Source organism: Mumia sp. Pv4-285 (assembly GCF_041320275.1).
Classification (GTDB): Bacteria; Actinomycetota; Actinomycetes; order Propionibacteriales; family Nocardioidaceae; genus Mumia; species Mumia qirimensis.
The window spans coordinates 4,369,098-4,382,856 of the sequence record NZ_CP162023.1; the positions used below are offsets into that span (position 1 = coordinate 4,369,098).

Sequence of the window (13,759 nt, forward strand, 5' to 3'; positions counted from 1 at the left end):
CGCAGCCGGTGACCCGCGGCCTCCCTCGTTCAGCCGTCGGAAGGCGGTGCGGACATCGGCGACTGCCCAAGGGCACGGGCGACGGCCACGAGGTTCGCGGCCATCGTCACGCCCGTCGTCCGCGACCAGTCGTGGCCCTCGTCGGTCTCGGTGAAGCTCGGACCAGGTCCGGGGCCGCGGTTCCAGTAGGTCCACGCCTGGCCGGGCACGGTGAACCCGATGTCGCCCAGCGCACCCGCGATCTCGGAGATCACGTGGTGGGCGCCGTCCTCGTTGCCCGTGACGACCACGCCCGCGACCCGGTCGTACGCGACCGGCTTCCCGTCGTCGTCGGTCTCGGAGATCATCGCGTCGAGCCGTTCGATCGCCTGCTGGGCGTACGAGCTGGGGTGGCCGACCCAGGTCGGCGTCGCGAAGACGAGGATCTCGCTCGACGTGATCGATTCGTGCACCCGCGGCCAGTCGTCACCGTCGCCCATGTCGGTCTCGACACCGTGGGCGAGGTCGAGGTCGGCCAGCCGGTAGCTGGTGGTCTCCACTCCCCACCCCTTCATCGCCGACACGACGACGTCGGCGAGAACCTGGGTGTTCGATGGTTCGGGTGACGGTTTCAGCGAGCAGTTGAGCAGCGTGGCACGCACGTGGCCCTCCTTGGTCGGTTGCCCGTCGGGTACCCGGGGCGGGTCACACCATGCAGGTCACACCATGCGGCGGACGATCCCGAGCGGCGCGTGCCGCAGCACGAACGCGAGCGGGCGCCACGGCCACGACGGCACGATGCGCTCCGGCTTCTCGCTGTCGATCGCCTCGACGAGCGCGTTGGAGCCGGTCTCGGTGTCGACCATGCCCTTCGGCTTCTGCTCGACCTGGTCGTTCATCTCGGACGCGATGTATCCCGGGAAGATCGCACTCACCGCGATGTCGTGCCCCTTGCGGTTCACCAGGTCCGACCGGATGCCCTCGGCGAGGTGCGCGAGACCGGCCTTGGTCGCGGCGTACGTCGTCATCGAGCCCGGCATCCCACGCATCGCCGACATCGACGAGACGACGACGAGGTGGCCGGAGCGCCGCTCGTAGAAGTGCTCCATCGCCGCCTCGCACTGCGCCAGCGCCGCGACGAAGTTCGTCTCGGCCGTCTGGCGGTTCGCGTCGAACCTGCCGGTGCCGATCCGGCCACCCTTGCCGATGCCGGCGTTGACCACGATCCGGTCGAGGCCTCCGAGGTCGGCTGCCGCCGCCTTGAACACCGAGAAGACCTGCTCGTGATCGGTGACGTCGAGGGCGTGGACGACGACGCGGATCGACGGGTACGCCGCCTCGAGCTCTGCCTTGAGCGCCTCGAGCCGATCGACGCGGCGGGCGGTGAGCGCCAGGTCGTGGCCCTTGGCGGCCCAGACACGCGCCATGCCGGCGCCGAGGCCGGAGCTCGCACCGGTGATGAGGATGGTCTTGCGCATCGGTTCTCCTGGGCTGTCAGCGGTAGGTGACGAGGTCGGCCGGGAGGTGGGTGTGCTCGTTGAACGACACCAGGGTCCTCCCGGAGGATCCCGTGATGATCGTCGTGACGCCGGCGTTGATCGTCACGGTGTTCAGGCGCGGCCACAGCTCCTGGGCCTGCGGCGTCCACGTCGGAGCGTCGCCCGCGAGCACGTGCGCGGCGACGATCGCGAGCGGGCCGCCGGAGGTGAAGACGACGGCGGAGTCTCCCTTGCCCAGCGACTCGGCGAGACGCCCGAAGGCGGCGAGGACCCGGGCGGTGAAGTGCGCGTACGGCTCGGGGTACTCGTCGTCGTGCTCGCCGCTGATCCAGCGCGTCACAGCCGCGACGAACACCCGCTGGAACTCCTTCGGGTCGGTCACGGAGGTGGCGGCACCCGGTGCGTACGCCTCGACGACCGACTCGTGGGGGAACTCGTCCCACCCGTGGTCCACGTCGTATCCGTCCGACGGACCGGCCGCGTCGAGAGCGGCGATGGCGGTCTGCGCGTGGCGCAGCATCCCACCGGCGACGGCGTGCGACGGGAGGAACCCCGAGGCCTCCCAGGACTGGCCCAGCGCGGCCGCCTGGGCGTACCCCCGCTCGGAGAGCTGGTCGTAGTCGTCGGTGCCGAAGGAGGCCTGTCCGTGTCGGACGAGGTGGATGGCGCTCACGACGACACCCGCGCCCCTGCGCGCCGCGCTCCGCCGGCCGCCTCCTCGTCGGCGGCTGCCTGGCGCGCCGTCCGGAGCATCATGGCGCGGTAGAGCCAAGGGGCGAAGCGCTTCGCGGCGTACGCGACCCGGGCGTCGCGGTCGGGCAGGATCACGCTCTTGCCGGCGTCGAGCTGACGAAGGACGTCGGCCGCGATCGTGTCGGCGCTGCGGCCGGACCCTTCGATGAGCTTGCGCGCGGACTCGCTGGCGCTCGGGTCGGCGCTGCGGATCGAGTCGGCGAGGTTGGTCCGGAAGAACGACGGGCAGATGACCGCGACACCGACGCCGTACGGCTCGAGCTCCCACCGCAGGCTCTCGCTGAGGGCGACGACGCCCGCCTTGACCGCGGCGTACTCGGTCATCCGGGGCGGATGGACCAGCCCAGCCGCCGAGGCGGTGTTGAGGATCTGGCCGCTTCGCTGCTCCTTCAGCATCGCGGCGAAGGTGCGGCACCCGCGGGCCACGCCGAGGAGGTTGATCTGGGTGATCCAGTCCCAGCTCTCGGACGTGGTGAGGTCGACGCGGCCGCCCGACGCGACCCCCGCGTTGTTGACGACGAGATCGATGCCGCCCCAGGTCTGGCGGACCCACGCGAGGGTCGACGTCCAGTCGTCGTCGCTGCGGACGTCGAGCTGGCGGTAGGTGAGCCGCCCGGGCAGCGCTGCCAGGCCGGAGGGGAGATCAAGGTGGACGTCGGTCGCGAGGACCCGGCACCCGCGCTCGAGCAGCTGGGTCACCAGCGAGAGGCCGAGGCCCGACGCTGCGCCGGTGACGAGAACGCGGTCGCCTGTGCTGACGGTCATGGGCCCGAGCGTATCTAAGCGCCCGCTTACGACGCCCTCGGGCCGTCGGCCGAGCGAGCGACGACTCGGTTACGGTTCTGTAACAACACGTGGGAGCGCTCCCATCCGCTCTTGACCGCGCAGTGTGACTCGCACCACAGTTCGTGGGAGCGCTCCCATCGGCGGGAGCGGCGAAGGAGAGGGTCACTGTGTCACACACACGCCGTTCGCGCTGGCTGGCCACCGCAGCAGCGCTCATCGCGATGTCGTCGCTCGCCGCCTGTGGCGGGGACGACTCCGGCAGCGACTCCGAAGAGGACGTCACGCTCCGCGTGAACCTCTTCGGCAAGTTCGGGTACACCGATCTGTACAAGCAGTTCGAGAAGGACCACCCGGGCGTCAAGATCGTCGAGACGGCCGAGGGCGACCTCGGCAAGTACAACACCCAGCTGACGCAGCGCATCGCCGCCGGCTCGGGTGCCGGCGACGTCGTCGCGATCGAGGAGGGACAGGCGGTCAACTTCCTGGCGAGCGCAGACAAGTTCGTCAACCTCCAGGACCACGGCGCGAAGGACCTCGAGGACCAGTACCTCCCGTGGAAGTTCGCCGGCGCGACCACCGCCGACGGTGCGACCACCATCGGTCTCGGCACGGACGTGGGCGGCCTGGCGATGTGCTACCGCCGCGACCTGTTCGAGAAGGCCGGCCTCCCGACGGACCGCGAGGCCGTCGCGGCGCTGTGGCCGACGTGGGACGAGTTCATCGCCACCGGCGAGAAGTTCCAGGACGGGCTGAAGGGCAGTGACGCGAAGTTCATCGACAGCGCCACGAACACCTACAACTCGATCCTCATGCAGTCGGCGGACCACACGTACTTCGACAAGGACGAGGAGCTCGTCATCGAGACGAACCCCGCGGTCAAGGCTGCGTGGGACAAGGCCCTCGAGATGGACGACAAGGGCATCTCGGCCGAGCTGAAGTCGTTCTCGCCCGAGTGGAACGCCGGCTTCAAGAACGGCGACTTCGCGACCATCGCGTGCCCCGCCTGGATGACCGGGTACATCAAGGACCAGGCCGGCGAGGAGAACGCCGGCAAGTGGGACATCGCGACCATCCCGGGTGGTGGCGGCAACTGGGGCGGCTCGTGGCTCGCGGTTCCCGCGGACAGCGAGAACCAGGACCTCGCCATCGAGCTCGTCAAGTTCCTGAGCAACGCCGACGGCCAGCTCGCAGCGTTCAACGCGGTCGGCAACCTGCCGTCCAACCCGAACCTGTACGAGGATCCCGCGCTGCAGGAGGCCACCAACCCGTACTTCAGCGACGCGCCGGTCGGCCAGCTGTTCGTGGCCGGTGCCGCGAACCTCGAGCCGGTCTTCCTCGGGGCGAAGAACCAGCCCGTGCGTGACGCCGTCGAGAACGCGATGAGGTCGGTCGAGAACGGTCAGCGGAGCTCGGCGGACGCGTGGGACGTCGCCGTCGCCGACGCCCAGAAGGTCGCCGGCTGACCCGGCGCCAGCAGCGCTCCCTCCTCCCGAGCGTTGCGTGACCCGTGGTGCCCGCGCCGCGACCCCTACCGCGGCGCGGGCACCACGCACCATCCCACCGTCCAGACCTCGTCCCCAGGAGCCGGCATGCACCTGCGTGACAGGCTCGCCCGGATCGACATCCACGGCGCGCCGTACCTTTTCATCGCCCCGTTCTTCCTGCTCTTCGGGATCTTCGGGCTCTTCCCCCTCGGTTACACGCTGTGGGTCTCCCTGCACGACTGGACCCTGCTCGGCGGCAACGAGGGCTGGGTCGGGTTCGGCAACTACACCGAGCTGTTCAACGACGGCTACTTCTGGAACAGCCTGCTCAACACCTTCGCGATCTTCCTGATCGCGACCATCCCGCAGATGATCGCCGCTCTTGCGCTGGCGCAGGTGCTCAACGCCAGCCTGCGGGCGATCACCGTCTGGCGGGTCGGCGTCATCATCCCGACCGCCACGTCGGTCGCCGCGGTCGGGATCATCTTCACGATGGCGTTCTCCCGCGACTTCGGGATCGTCAACTGGATGATCGGCCTCGTCGGCATCGAACCGATCGCCTGGAACCAGGAGCGGCTGCCGTCCTGGATCGCGATCGCGACGATGGTCGACTGGCGCTGGACCGGCTACAACGCGCTCATCCTGCTCGCCGCACTCCAGGCCGTCCCGAAGGACCTGTACGAGTCCGCGCGGCTCGACGGCGCCTCCGCCGCCCGGCAGTTCTGGTCGATCACCATCCCGATGCTCCGCCCGACGCTGATGTTCGTCGTCACCGTCTCCACGATCGGCGGGATCCAGCTCTTCACCGAGCCCTTGCTGTTCAACCCCGGCGCGAACGCGATCACCGGCGGCGACATCCGACAGTTCCAGACGAGCGCGATGTACGTCGTGGAGCAGGCCTTCACCGGCCAGCGCTTCGGCTACGCCGCCACCATCGCCTGGGTCCTGTTCGCCGTGATCGTCCTGGTCTCGCTGGTGAACTCCCTGCTCGTACGACGAATCCGCTCGGCGGACTGAGGAGCGCCCGATGACCACACCGATGACCGCGACCCTGCCGACGCTGACGGCCACCGACGAGCCGGAGCCCCCGGGCCGCAAGCGGCGCCGCTCGCGCATCCACCGCGCGTCGCCGCTGACGTACCTCGTCATGACGTTCGTCGTGCTCGGCTCGATCGCCCCGCTCTACTACATGGTCGTGATGGCGTCGCGACCCAACAGCGACATCACGTCCAACCCGCCGCCGCTGACTCCGGGCAGCGAGCTGGGCAACAACGTCACGCGGGTGTTCGAGAACCCCGACGTCGTCTTCGCGCAGGCGCTGCTCAACTCGCTGATGGTGGCGACGGTCGCGACGATCAGCGTCGTCACGCTCTCCGCGCTGGCCGGGTTCGCGTTCGCCAAGCTGCGGTTCCGCGGCAAGAACATCCTCCTGCTGGGCGTCATCGGCACGATGATGGTGCCGGTCCAGCTCGGGCTCGTCCCGCTCTACATGCTGATGGGCTGGCTCGGTCTCGCCGGCAGCCTGTGGTCGGCGGTGCTGCCGTTCCTCGTCACCGGGTTCGGTGTGTTCTTCATGCGCCAGTACGTCATGCAGGCCATCCCCGACGAGCTGATCGAGGCGGCCCGGGTGGACGGCGCGTCGACGACCCGCATCTTCTTCCAGGTGATCTTCCCGGCGCTGCGGCCGGCCGTCGCCGTGCTCGGACTGCTCACGTTCATGGAGCGCTGGAACGACTTCATGTGGCCCTACCTCACGCTCGCCCCCGAGAACCCGACCGTCCAGGTGGCGCTGTCGCGGCTCTCCGGCGGCTACTACACCGACCAGGCCCTGGTGATGGCGGGCACGCTGCTCGCCACCGTGCCGCTGGTCCTCGTCTTCGTCCTGTTCGGCCGCCGCATCGTCGGCGGAATCATGGAAGGTGGAGTCAAGGGATGACGGACCTCGTCACCGATCCGCTCACCGCCCTCGCGACGGCGTTCCCCCGGGACTTCGCGTTCGGCGCTGCGACCGCGGCGTACCAGATCGAAGGAGCTGTCTCCACCGACGGCCGGACCCCGTCGATCTGGGACGTCTTCTCCGCCGAGCCCGGGCGCGTGCACGACGGCGACACCGGCGAGGTCGCCTGCGACCACTACAACCGCGTGCCGTCGGACGTGTCGCTGATGCGCGACCTCGGGCTGAGCACGTACCGGTTCTCGGTCGCGTGGCCGCGGATCCAGCCGGGCGGGTCGGGTCCCGCCAACGCTGCCGGGCTCGCGTTCTACGACCGGCTCGTCGACACGCTGCTGGAGAACGGCATCGCCCCCTGGGCGACGCTCTACCACTGGGACCTGCCGATCGAGCTCGAGCACGCCGGCGGCTGGCCGGTCCGCGACACCGCGTACCGGTTCGCCGAGTACGCCGGCATCGTCGCCGAGGCGCTCGGCGACCGGCTCCACGGCCTCATCACGCTCAACGAGCCCTGGTGCTCGGCGTTCCTCGGCTACGGCAACGGCGTGCACGCCCCCGGGCGCCGCGACGGCGCGGCTGCCCTCGCCGCGTCCCATCACCTGCTGCTCGGCCACGGGCTGGCGTCCGAGTCGGTCCGCGCCGCAGCACCGTCGGTGCCGTTCGGCATCACCGTCAACCTCTACCCGACCGCGCCGGCGGTCCCCCCGACGTACGACGGTCCGGACCGTCCGGCGTACGACGACGCCGTCCGCCGCATCGAGGGTCTGTCCAACCGCTGGTTCCTGGACCCCCTGTTCGGGCGCGGCTACCCGGCCGACGTCGTCGAGGACGTCCGGGCCACGAGCGCGCTGGAGTTCGTCCGCGACGGCGACACCGACATCATCGCCGCACCGCTCGACTTCCTCGGCGTCAACTACTACACGCGGCACGTCGTCGCGCCGTCGGCGTACCCGGGCTCGTCCGGCGTCGAGTTCCTGTCGCGAGGGCTCCCGGTGACGGCCATGGGCTGGGAGGTCGACCCGGACGGGCTGTACGACATCGTGCGCTGGGTCCACGAGACCTACCCGGCCGTCCCGATCTACCTGACCGAGAACGGCTCCGCGTACGACGACGTGGTCGACGTCGACGGACGGGTGCACGACCCCGAGCGGCTCGCCTACCTGCGCGACCACCTCGCCGCGACGTCTCGGCTGATCTCCGACGGCGTCGATGTCCGCGGCTACTTCGCGTGGTCGCTGATGGACAACTTCGAGTGGGCGTACGGCTACGAGAAGCGGTTCGGGCTCGTGCACGTCGACTACGAGACGCAGCGTCGCACCCCGAAGGACAGTGCCGTCTGGTACGCCGCGCTCCTCGAGGCCCACAGGAGCGGGGCGGGCCCTCGAAGCGGGATACTGGACGGATGACGGGTAGTCGGGCGGACGGTACGCCACAACGCCCGACGCTCGAGCAGGTCGCGGCGCTCGCGGGCGTCGGACGCGGCACGGCGTCGCGGGTCATCAACGGTTCACCCGCGGTCGCCCCGCAGACGCGCGACGCCGTGATGAAGGCGGTCGCCGAGCTGGGGTACGTCCCCAACCAGGCCGCACGCTCCCTGGTCACGCGGCGTACGGGCGCGATCGCGCTCGTGATCTCCGAGCCGGAGGAGCGGCTGTTCAGCGAGCCGTTCTTCGCGGGCGTCGTACGCGGCATCTCGCGCGTGATGGACGAGCACGGCCGGCAGCTGGTGCTGGTGCTGGTGCACGGTGCGGCCGAACGCACGGACGAGCCCGCCGCGTACCTCAGCCCGCAGCACGTCGACGGCGCCCTCCTGCTCTCGCAGCACGAGGGCGACGACCTCCCGCAGCGGCTCCGCGACCGGGGTCTGACTCTCGTCCACGGCGGCCGTCCGCCCGGTGACGAGCAGGCGAGCTGGGTCGACGTGGACAACGTCGGCGGAGCCCGCGGCGCCGCGGCGCACCTGCTCGCGCGTGGCCGTACGACCGTGGCGACGATCGCGGGCCCGCCCGACATGCAGGCCGGCCGCGACCGGCTCCAGGGCTACCGCGAGGCGCTCGCCGCAGCCGGGATCCCCGACTCCCCCGACCTGGTCTCCGTCGGTGACTTCACTGAGCTCGGCGGCTGGCGGGCGATGCGTCGGCTGCTCGAGCAGCGCTCGGACCTGGACGCCGTCTTCGTCGCGTCGGACCCGATGGCGCTCGGGGCGCTGCGGGCGCTGCGCGAGGCCGGTCGTACGGTCCCGGGCGACGTGGCCGTCGTCGGGTTCGACGACTCGCCGATGGCCGCGGTGAGCGACCCTCCGCTGACGACGGTCAACCAGCCGGTGGAGCGCCTCGGACGCGAGATGGCCGAGATGCTGCTGGCGTCGCTCACGGAGTCCGAGGCGGCCGAGTCACGCAGCGTGGTCCTCCCGACGAGCCTCGTGCAGCGCGGCTCCTCCTAGTGTGCGCCGGCTCGCCGGTGTCCGGGTCAGGCGTCGACGTCCTCATAGGTGTTGTCGCCGCTGACGCGACGCACGGATCCCCAGCCCCACACCGCCCAGGCGACGAGGAGGACGGCACCGACGAGGGAGCCGACGGCGTCGGCGACGAGGTCGCCGACCGTGTCGGCGTTGCCCTCCGACAGCGCCGTATCGAGAACCCCGTCGGAGGAGAACTCGACGATCTCCCACAGCCCGCCGACCGCCATGCCCAAGCAGAAGGCGACGACCGCGATGCCGACGTAGTGGCGCGGGTGCGTGTCGTCGCGCGGATCGGGCAGGACCTCGAGCCTCGCCAGCCCGATGTAGAGCACCGGCGCGACCAGGCACGGCAGCACCACATGGACGACGCGGTCGAACCACTCCAGCGAGTCGTACCAGCCGAGGGACTCACCCGTCGCGTGCAGCGTCAGCACCAGGACGAAGCCTAGGTCGTACATGCGCGGCAGGTTGACCACCCTGGCCAGCAGGGCGAGCGCGGCGGCGAACCCGAGAGCCAGCGCGGCGCCGGAGTCCCCGAGGACGAGTGCGGCTCCGGTGGCGAGCACCAGGCCGAGGCGCAGGACGTCGATCCCGTCGCGAACGAGCGGCGTCCAGTCGCCGAGCAGGAGCGTTCGCCCATCCACGGCCTCCAGGCTAGTCCGCGAGCCACTTTCTGCAGGTCCGCGAGCCACCGCCGTACGACAGTGGCTCGCGAACGCACGCAGAGTGTCTCGCTCGCGAACTCAGGAACCGATGTTCGGGTCGGCCTTCTCGATGGCGGCGGTGAGCTCCTCGAGCTGGGCGGCGTAGTCGGTGTAGGTGTGCAGCCAGTACGCCGGCCACTCCGTGTACTGCTCAGCCGCGAACGCCTTGATGTGCGACGCGGTCGGCTGTGCCTCGAGCGTCTCGAAGTTGCCCGGGTAGTTGCGGTCGTCGAACAGCAGCAGGTCGGGCTGGTAGGTGTCGGCGTTCTCGAAGCTCAGCGACTGCCAGTAGGGGAAGTCCGCGTCGGGCTTCTCCGGCACGATCACGTCGAGGCCCCACTCCTGGAAGTCCAGCAGCTCCGGCGCGTACTTCGGCACCGCCACGGCGTACGTGTCGTCGTAGGGGCCGACCGCCAGCGCGGTGAGACCGGGCTTGGCGGCCGCAGCCTCCGAGAACGCCTCGCGCGCCGACTCGAAGGCCGCCTTGGCGTCGGCACCGCTGCCGCCGTCGACGTCCGCGCCGAGCGACTCCGCGAGATCGGCGTACCCCTCGATGAGGTCGACGATCGAGTCGCCCTGCGCCGGGCCGACGATCGGGGCGAGCTCGGCGATGCGCTTGCTGGCCTCCTCGACGCCGTCCTCGACACCGCTGTACGCCTTCTCGACCGGCCAGTAGTCGCCGACGATCAGGTCAGGCTTGAGCTCGGCGGCCTTCTCGACGTCGATCTTGCCCCAGGTCTCGCCGATGACCTCGATGCCGTCGAAGTCGACGCCCTGGAGGCCCACGTCGTCCTTGATCGGTCCGTCGGCATAGACGGCGATCGGCTTGATGCCGTGCTCCATGAGCGCGGCGGCGGCGTAGGCGTGGGCGATGATCCGCTCCGGCACCTCGTCGGCCTCGTAGGTCTTGCCGTCGCCCGAGACGTACGACCAGGCGCCGGTGTCGGCGTTGGCGTCGTCGGAGTCGGAGGAGCCGCACGCGGTGGCGGCGAAGGCCAGCGCGAGGCCGGCGGCGAGGACGCTGACGCGTCGGTTCATCGGTGTCTCCGTGGTGAAGATGGGGGAAGCTGCGGCGTGCAGCAGGGCCTCACCTTAGCGGACTGATTAGGCGAGGCTAACCTCAAGCCAAGATCCGAGACACCCCCGCGACCTCACTCGACGGGCAGCGCGACGTCGTCGTCGCGCGTGGCGGCAGGCACCACGAGGAGCCCGACGCACGCTCGGGCCGCCGCCTCGCCGTCGCCGCGGACGACCGCCGTGGCGAGCTCGTCGAGACGCGCTCGGACCTCCGGCGTCTCGGTGGGGTCCGGGCACTGGGCCGCGAGGACGTCCTCGAGCTCCCCGAGGAGGCTGGTGCCCGCGAGCCGCCGGACGCAGCGCCACACCTCGTCGAACGGCGGGACCGTGCCGTCGGCACCGAGCATGGCGATCCGCATCGCCTTCTGCGGGTGGGCGGCAGCGGCTCGCGCGACGCCTGCCATCACGGCCTCCCGGGCCAGCGCCACCTCGGTCCTCGGATGGGCGGCGATCCGGCCGGACAGGTCCTGCTCCGCGACCGGCGCCTGGCGCACAAGAGCACCCACCCCGTGGCGGACCTCGACCCGTCCTTGGATCTCGAGCGCAGCCAGCGCCTGGGCCAGGGTGGCCCGGCTGACCCCGAGGTCGCGGGCCAGCTGACGCTCCGGTGGGAGACGGTCCCCGGCGACCAGGCCCTGGGCCTCGATGAAGTCCGAGATGTGCTGGGCGAGGTGCTCGTACAGCCGCGGACGCGGGACGGGACCGGGCCCGCGCTGACCGTCCGTCCTGCTCATAAGCACCGCCTCATGGACCAGAGCGTACTTGACATTTGGGCCACTGGACCAGAGGCTAGGCCACTGAACCTGTGGTCTGGACCACACTGACCTGTCTCACGCTGAACCGTCTCGCTGAACTGTCTCAAAAACACAGGAGGGGACTCCGTGTCCACCGAAATCGTCGCGCTGGCCGCGCTCGCGCTGGTCTTCCTGATCGCGACCGTCCGCAGCATCAACATGGGCGCCCTCGCGCTCGTGGCTGCCTTCATCGTGGGCCTCAGCGTCTTCGGTGACGACACGGACGCGATCATCGCCGGCTTCCCGGGAGACCTCTTCGTCATCCTCGTCGGCGTCACCTACCTCTTCGCACTGGCGAAGAACAACGGCACCGTCGACTGGATCGTCCATGGCGCGGTCCGCGCCGTACGAGGCCGCGTCGCCCTCGTCCCGTGGGCGATGTTCTTCGTCTGCGCGGTCGTCACCGGCATCGGCGCCGTCAGCCCCGCCGCGGTCGCGATCGTGGCGCCCGTGGCGATGGGCTTCGCGCACCGCTACCGCATCAACTCCGTGATGATGGGGATGATGGTCGTGCAGGGCGCGACCGGCGGCAGCTTCTCGCCGATCGGCATCTTCGGCAGCATCACGAACGGCGTCGTCGACTCCAACGACATCGAGGGCAGCGCGACGTTCCTCTTCCTCTCGGCGATGATCGCCGCCACCCTCGTCGCCACGATCACGTACTTCGTCTTCGGAGGACGCGAGCTGATCCAGCGCGGCAAGGACGAGCGAGCGCTCGCCGAGATCGGCGCCACCGCCGATGCCGCGAGCAGCGCAGCGACCCGCGGCACCGTCGCGGGCACGCCCGGCTCCGTCGTGGAGCGCGGACTCCACCACACCGATGCCGCCTCAGACGAGGTCGACGACGACACCCGCCTCAACCTCGAGCGCTCGACCACCCTCCTCGGCCTGGTCGCGCTGATCGTCGGCGCACTCGCCTTCGACCTCGACGTCGGGTTCACCGCCCTGACCGTCGCCGTGGTGCTCACGCTGCTCTTCCCGCCGTCGGCTCGCGGCGCGGTCGAGAAGATCAGCTGGGGCACGATCCTGCTGGTCGGCGGCATCGTCACGTACGTCAACCTCCTCCAGAACCACGGTGTCGTCACCTGGCTCGGCGACCGCGTCGCCGATGTCGGCGCACCGCTGCTCGCGGCCCTGCTGATCTGCTTCATCGGCGCCGTCGTCTCGGCGTTCGCGTCGACCACCGGCATCATCGGAGCGCTGATCCCGCTGGCCGTCCCGTTCCTGCTCACCGACCAGGTCAGCCCGATCGGGCTGATCGCCGCGCTCGCGATCTCCAGCTCGGTGGTCGACTGCAGCCCGTTCTCGACCAACGGCGCGCTGATCGTCGCGAACTCGGACGAGAGCGAGCGCGAGATGGTCTTCAAGCGCCTCATGCAGTGGGGCATGTCCATCGTCGTGGTCGCCCCGATCGTCACCTGGGCGATCCTGGTCCTGCCGAGCGCGTGACCGACCACGAGCACACCCGCGGGGCGGGCGGCGACCACGCCGCCCGCCTCCGGGCGTCCTTCACCGCTCAAGCGGCGACCTTCGAGGAGCCGTCGCTGAACGCGGCGTTCACGGCAGGTCTCGCCTGGCTCGTGGAGGCCGCAGCACCGGAACCGTCCGACCGTTGCCTCGACCTCGCTGCGGGGACGGGACTCGTCGGCCGTGCCCTCGCTCCGCACGTCGCTCACGTGACCTGTATCGACACCACTCCGGCCATGGTCGAGCGCGGTCGTGCCGCTGCTGCGACTGCCGGACTGACCAACGTCGAGTTCGTCCTCGCTGACGCCGTGGACGCGACCGTCCCGGCGGGCAGCATCGACGTCGCCGTCACCCGGTTCTCGCTGCACCACGTGCCGGACCCTCGGGGCCTCCTCCGCGCGATGCTCGCGGCCTGCCGTCCGGGAGGCCGCCTCGTGGTCCACGACCTCGCCTCCTCCGCAGACCCGGCGATCGCCGCGCGCCAGGACGCGATCGAGACCTGGCGCGACGACTCCCACCTGCGAGCGCCCGTCCTCGGCGAGGTCGCCGAGCTCCTCCGCGGCCTCGGAGCCGCGGTCGACCGCACCGACCAGCGCTCGTACACCCGCCCGCTCGAGCCGTGGCTCGCCCAGTCCCTCACCTCCTCCGAGCGCGCCGACCGCGTCCGCAGCGCGTTCGCCGAAGAGCTCGCCGGCGGTGTCCCGACCGGCTTCGGCCCCGAGCAGCGCGACGATGGAGTCTGGTTCACCCAGACCTGGGAGCTCACCGCCGCCCACCGTCCCTGACCGACCTCGCCGCCAGCGC

The 13,759-nt window shown here is 70.5% G+C and carries 14 protein-coding genes; 7 read left to right on the forward strand and 7 right to left on the reverse strand.

Annotation, left to right across the window (positions count from 1 at the left end; all coding sequences use genetic code 11):
- Window positions 1-29: 29 nt before the first annotated feature.
- Genes AB3M34_RS20835 through AB3M34_RS20850 form a run of 4 tightly spaced genes read right to left on the reverse strand, consistent with a single transcriptional unit; the run spans window position 30 to window position 2,996 of the window.
- The gene (locus AB3M34_RS20835; protein ID WP_370616772.1) at window positions 30-641 is read right to left on the reverse strand and encodes a flavodoxin family protein; all 612 of its coding nucleotides are present in this window, start codon (window positions 639-641) and stop codon (window positions 30-32) included.
- 57 nt (window positions 642-698) lie between these two features.
- Window positions 699-1,457, reverse strand: coding sequence for an SDR family oxidoreductase (locus AB3M34_RS20840; protein WP_370616773.1), 759 nt, complete (start codon window positions 1,455-1,457; stop codon window positions 699-701).
- Window positions 1,458-1,473: 16 nt separating this feature from the next.
- Window positions 1,474-2,151, reverse strand: a complete 678-nt coding sequence (locus AB3M34_RS20845) for a histidine phosphatase family protein (protein WP_370616774.1) — start codon at window positions 2,149-2,151, stop codon at window positions 1,474-1,476.
- On the reverse strand, window positions 2,148-2,996 hold the full coding sequence (locus AB3M34_RS20850; RefSeq protein ID WP_370616775.1) for an SDR family NAD(P)-dependent oxidoreductase: 849 nt from the start codon (window positions 2,994-2,996) through the stop codon (window positions 2,148-2,150). Before AB3M34_RS20850 ends, AB3M34_RS20845 begins: the two co-directional genes overlap by 4 nt.
- 188 nt (window positions 2,997-3,184) lie before the next feature.
- On the opposite strand from AB3M34_RS20850, the gene AB3M34_RS20855 reads away from it, so the two are divergent.
- The 5 genes from AB3M34_RS20855 to AB3M34_RS20875 all read left to right on the forward strand — a co-directional run bounded on the left by AB3M34_RS20855 (window position 3,185) and on the right by AB3M34_RS20875 (window position 8,895).
- Entirely contained in the window at window positions 3,185-4,480 is a 1,296-nt protein-coding gene (locus tag AB3M34_RS20855; RefSeq protein ID WP_370616776.1) for an ABC transporter substrate-binding protein, read from the forward strand.
- A 126-nt stretch (window positions 4,481-4,606) separates the two neighbouring features.
- Window positions 4,607-5,518: a carbohydrate ABC transporter permease gene (locus tag AB3M34_RS20860; protein WP_370616777.1), complete on the forward strand. Its 912-nt coding sequence runs from the start codon at window positions 4,607-4,609 to the stop codon at window positions 5,516-5,518.
- A gap of 10 nt (window positions 5,519-5,528) precedes the next feature.
- Window positions 5,529-6,437 (forward strand): carbohydrate ABC transporter permease, encoded by a 909-nt coding sequence (locus AB3M34_RS20865; protein ID WP_370616778.1) that lies wholly within the window; start codon window positions 5,529-5,531, stop codon window positions 6,435-6,437.
- The gene (locus AB3M34_RS20870; RefSeq protein WP_370616779.1) at window positions 6,434-7,858 is read left to right on the forward strand and encodes a GH1 family beta-glucosidase; all 1,425 of its coding nucleotides are present in this window, start codon (window positions 6,434-6,436) and stop codon (window positions 7,856-7,858) included. The genes AB3M34_RS20865 and AB3M34_RS20870 overlap by 4 nt, the downstream gene beginning before the upstream one ends.
- A complete protein-coding gene (locus tag AB3M34_RS20875) occupies window positions 7,855-8,895 on the forward strand; it encodes a LacI family DNA-binding transcriptional regulator (RefSeq protein ID WP_370616780.1) in 1,041 nt (346 codons plus the stop codon). The genes AB3M34_RS20870 and AB3M34_RS20875 overlap by 4 nt, the downstream gene beginning before the upstream one ends.
- 26 nt (window positions 8,896-8,921) lie before the next feature.
- On the opposite strand, the gene AB3M34_RS20880 is transcribed toward AB3M34_RS20875, so the two are convergent.
- From AB3M34_RS20880 to AB3M34_RS20890, 3 genes are all read right to left on the reverse strand, one after another.
- Window positions 8,922-9,557, reverse strand: coding sequence for a hypothetical protein (locus AB3M34_RS20880; RefSeq protein ID WP_370616781.1), 636 nt, complete (start codon window positions 9,555-9,557; stop codon window positions 8,922-8,924).
- A 99-nt stretch (window positions 9,558-9,656) separates the two neighbouring features.
- Window positions 9,657-10,655 carry an ABC transporter substrate-binding protein gene (locus AB3M34_RS20885; protein ID WP_370616782.1) on the reverse strand — a complete coding sequence of 333 codons (999 nt, stop codon included), beginning with the start codon at window positions 10,653-10,655 and terminating at the stop codon, window positions 9,657-9,659.
- 113 nt (window positions 10,656-10,768) lie between these two features.
- Entirely contained in the window at window positions 10,769-11,428 is a 660-nt protein-coding gene (locus AB3M34_RS20890; protein ID WP_370616783.1) for a FadR/GntR family transcriptional regulator, read from the reverse strand.
- 147 nt (window positions 11,429-11,575) lie between these two features.
- Between AB3M34_RS20890 and AB3M34_RS20895 the strand changes: the two genes are divergently transcribed.
- Window positions 11,576-12,937: an SLC13 family permease gene (locus tag AB3M34_RS20895; RefSeq protein ID WP_370616784.1), complete on the forward strand. Its 1,362-nt coding sequence runs from the start codon at window positions 11,576-11,578 to the stop codon at window positions 12,935-12,937.
- Window positions 12,934-13,740: a class I SAM-dependent methyltransferase gene (locus AB3M34_RS20900; protein WP_370616785.1), complete on the forward strand. Its 807-nt coding sequence runs from the start codon at window positions 12,934-12,936 to the stop codon at window positions 13,738-13,740. Before AB3M34_RS20895 ends, AB3M34_RS20900 begins: the two co-directional genes overlap by 4 nt.
- The last annotated feature ends 19 nt before the right edge of the window (window positions 13,741-13,759 follow it).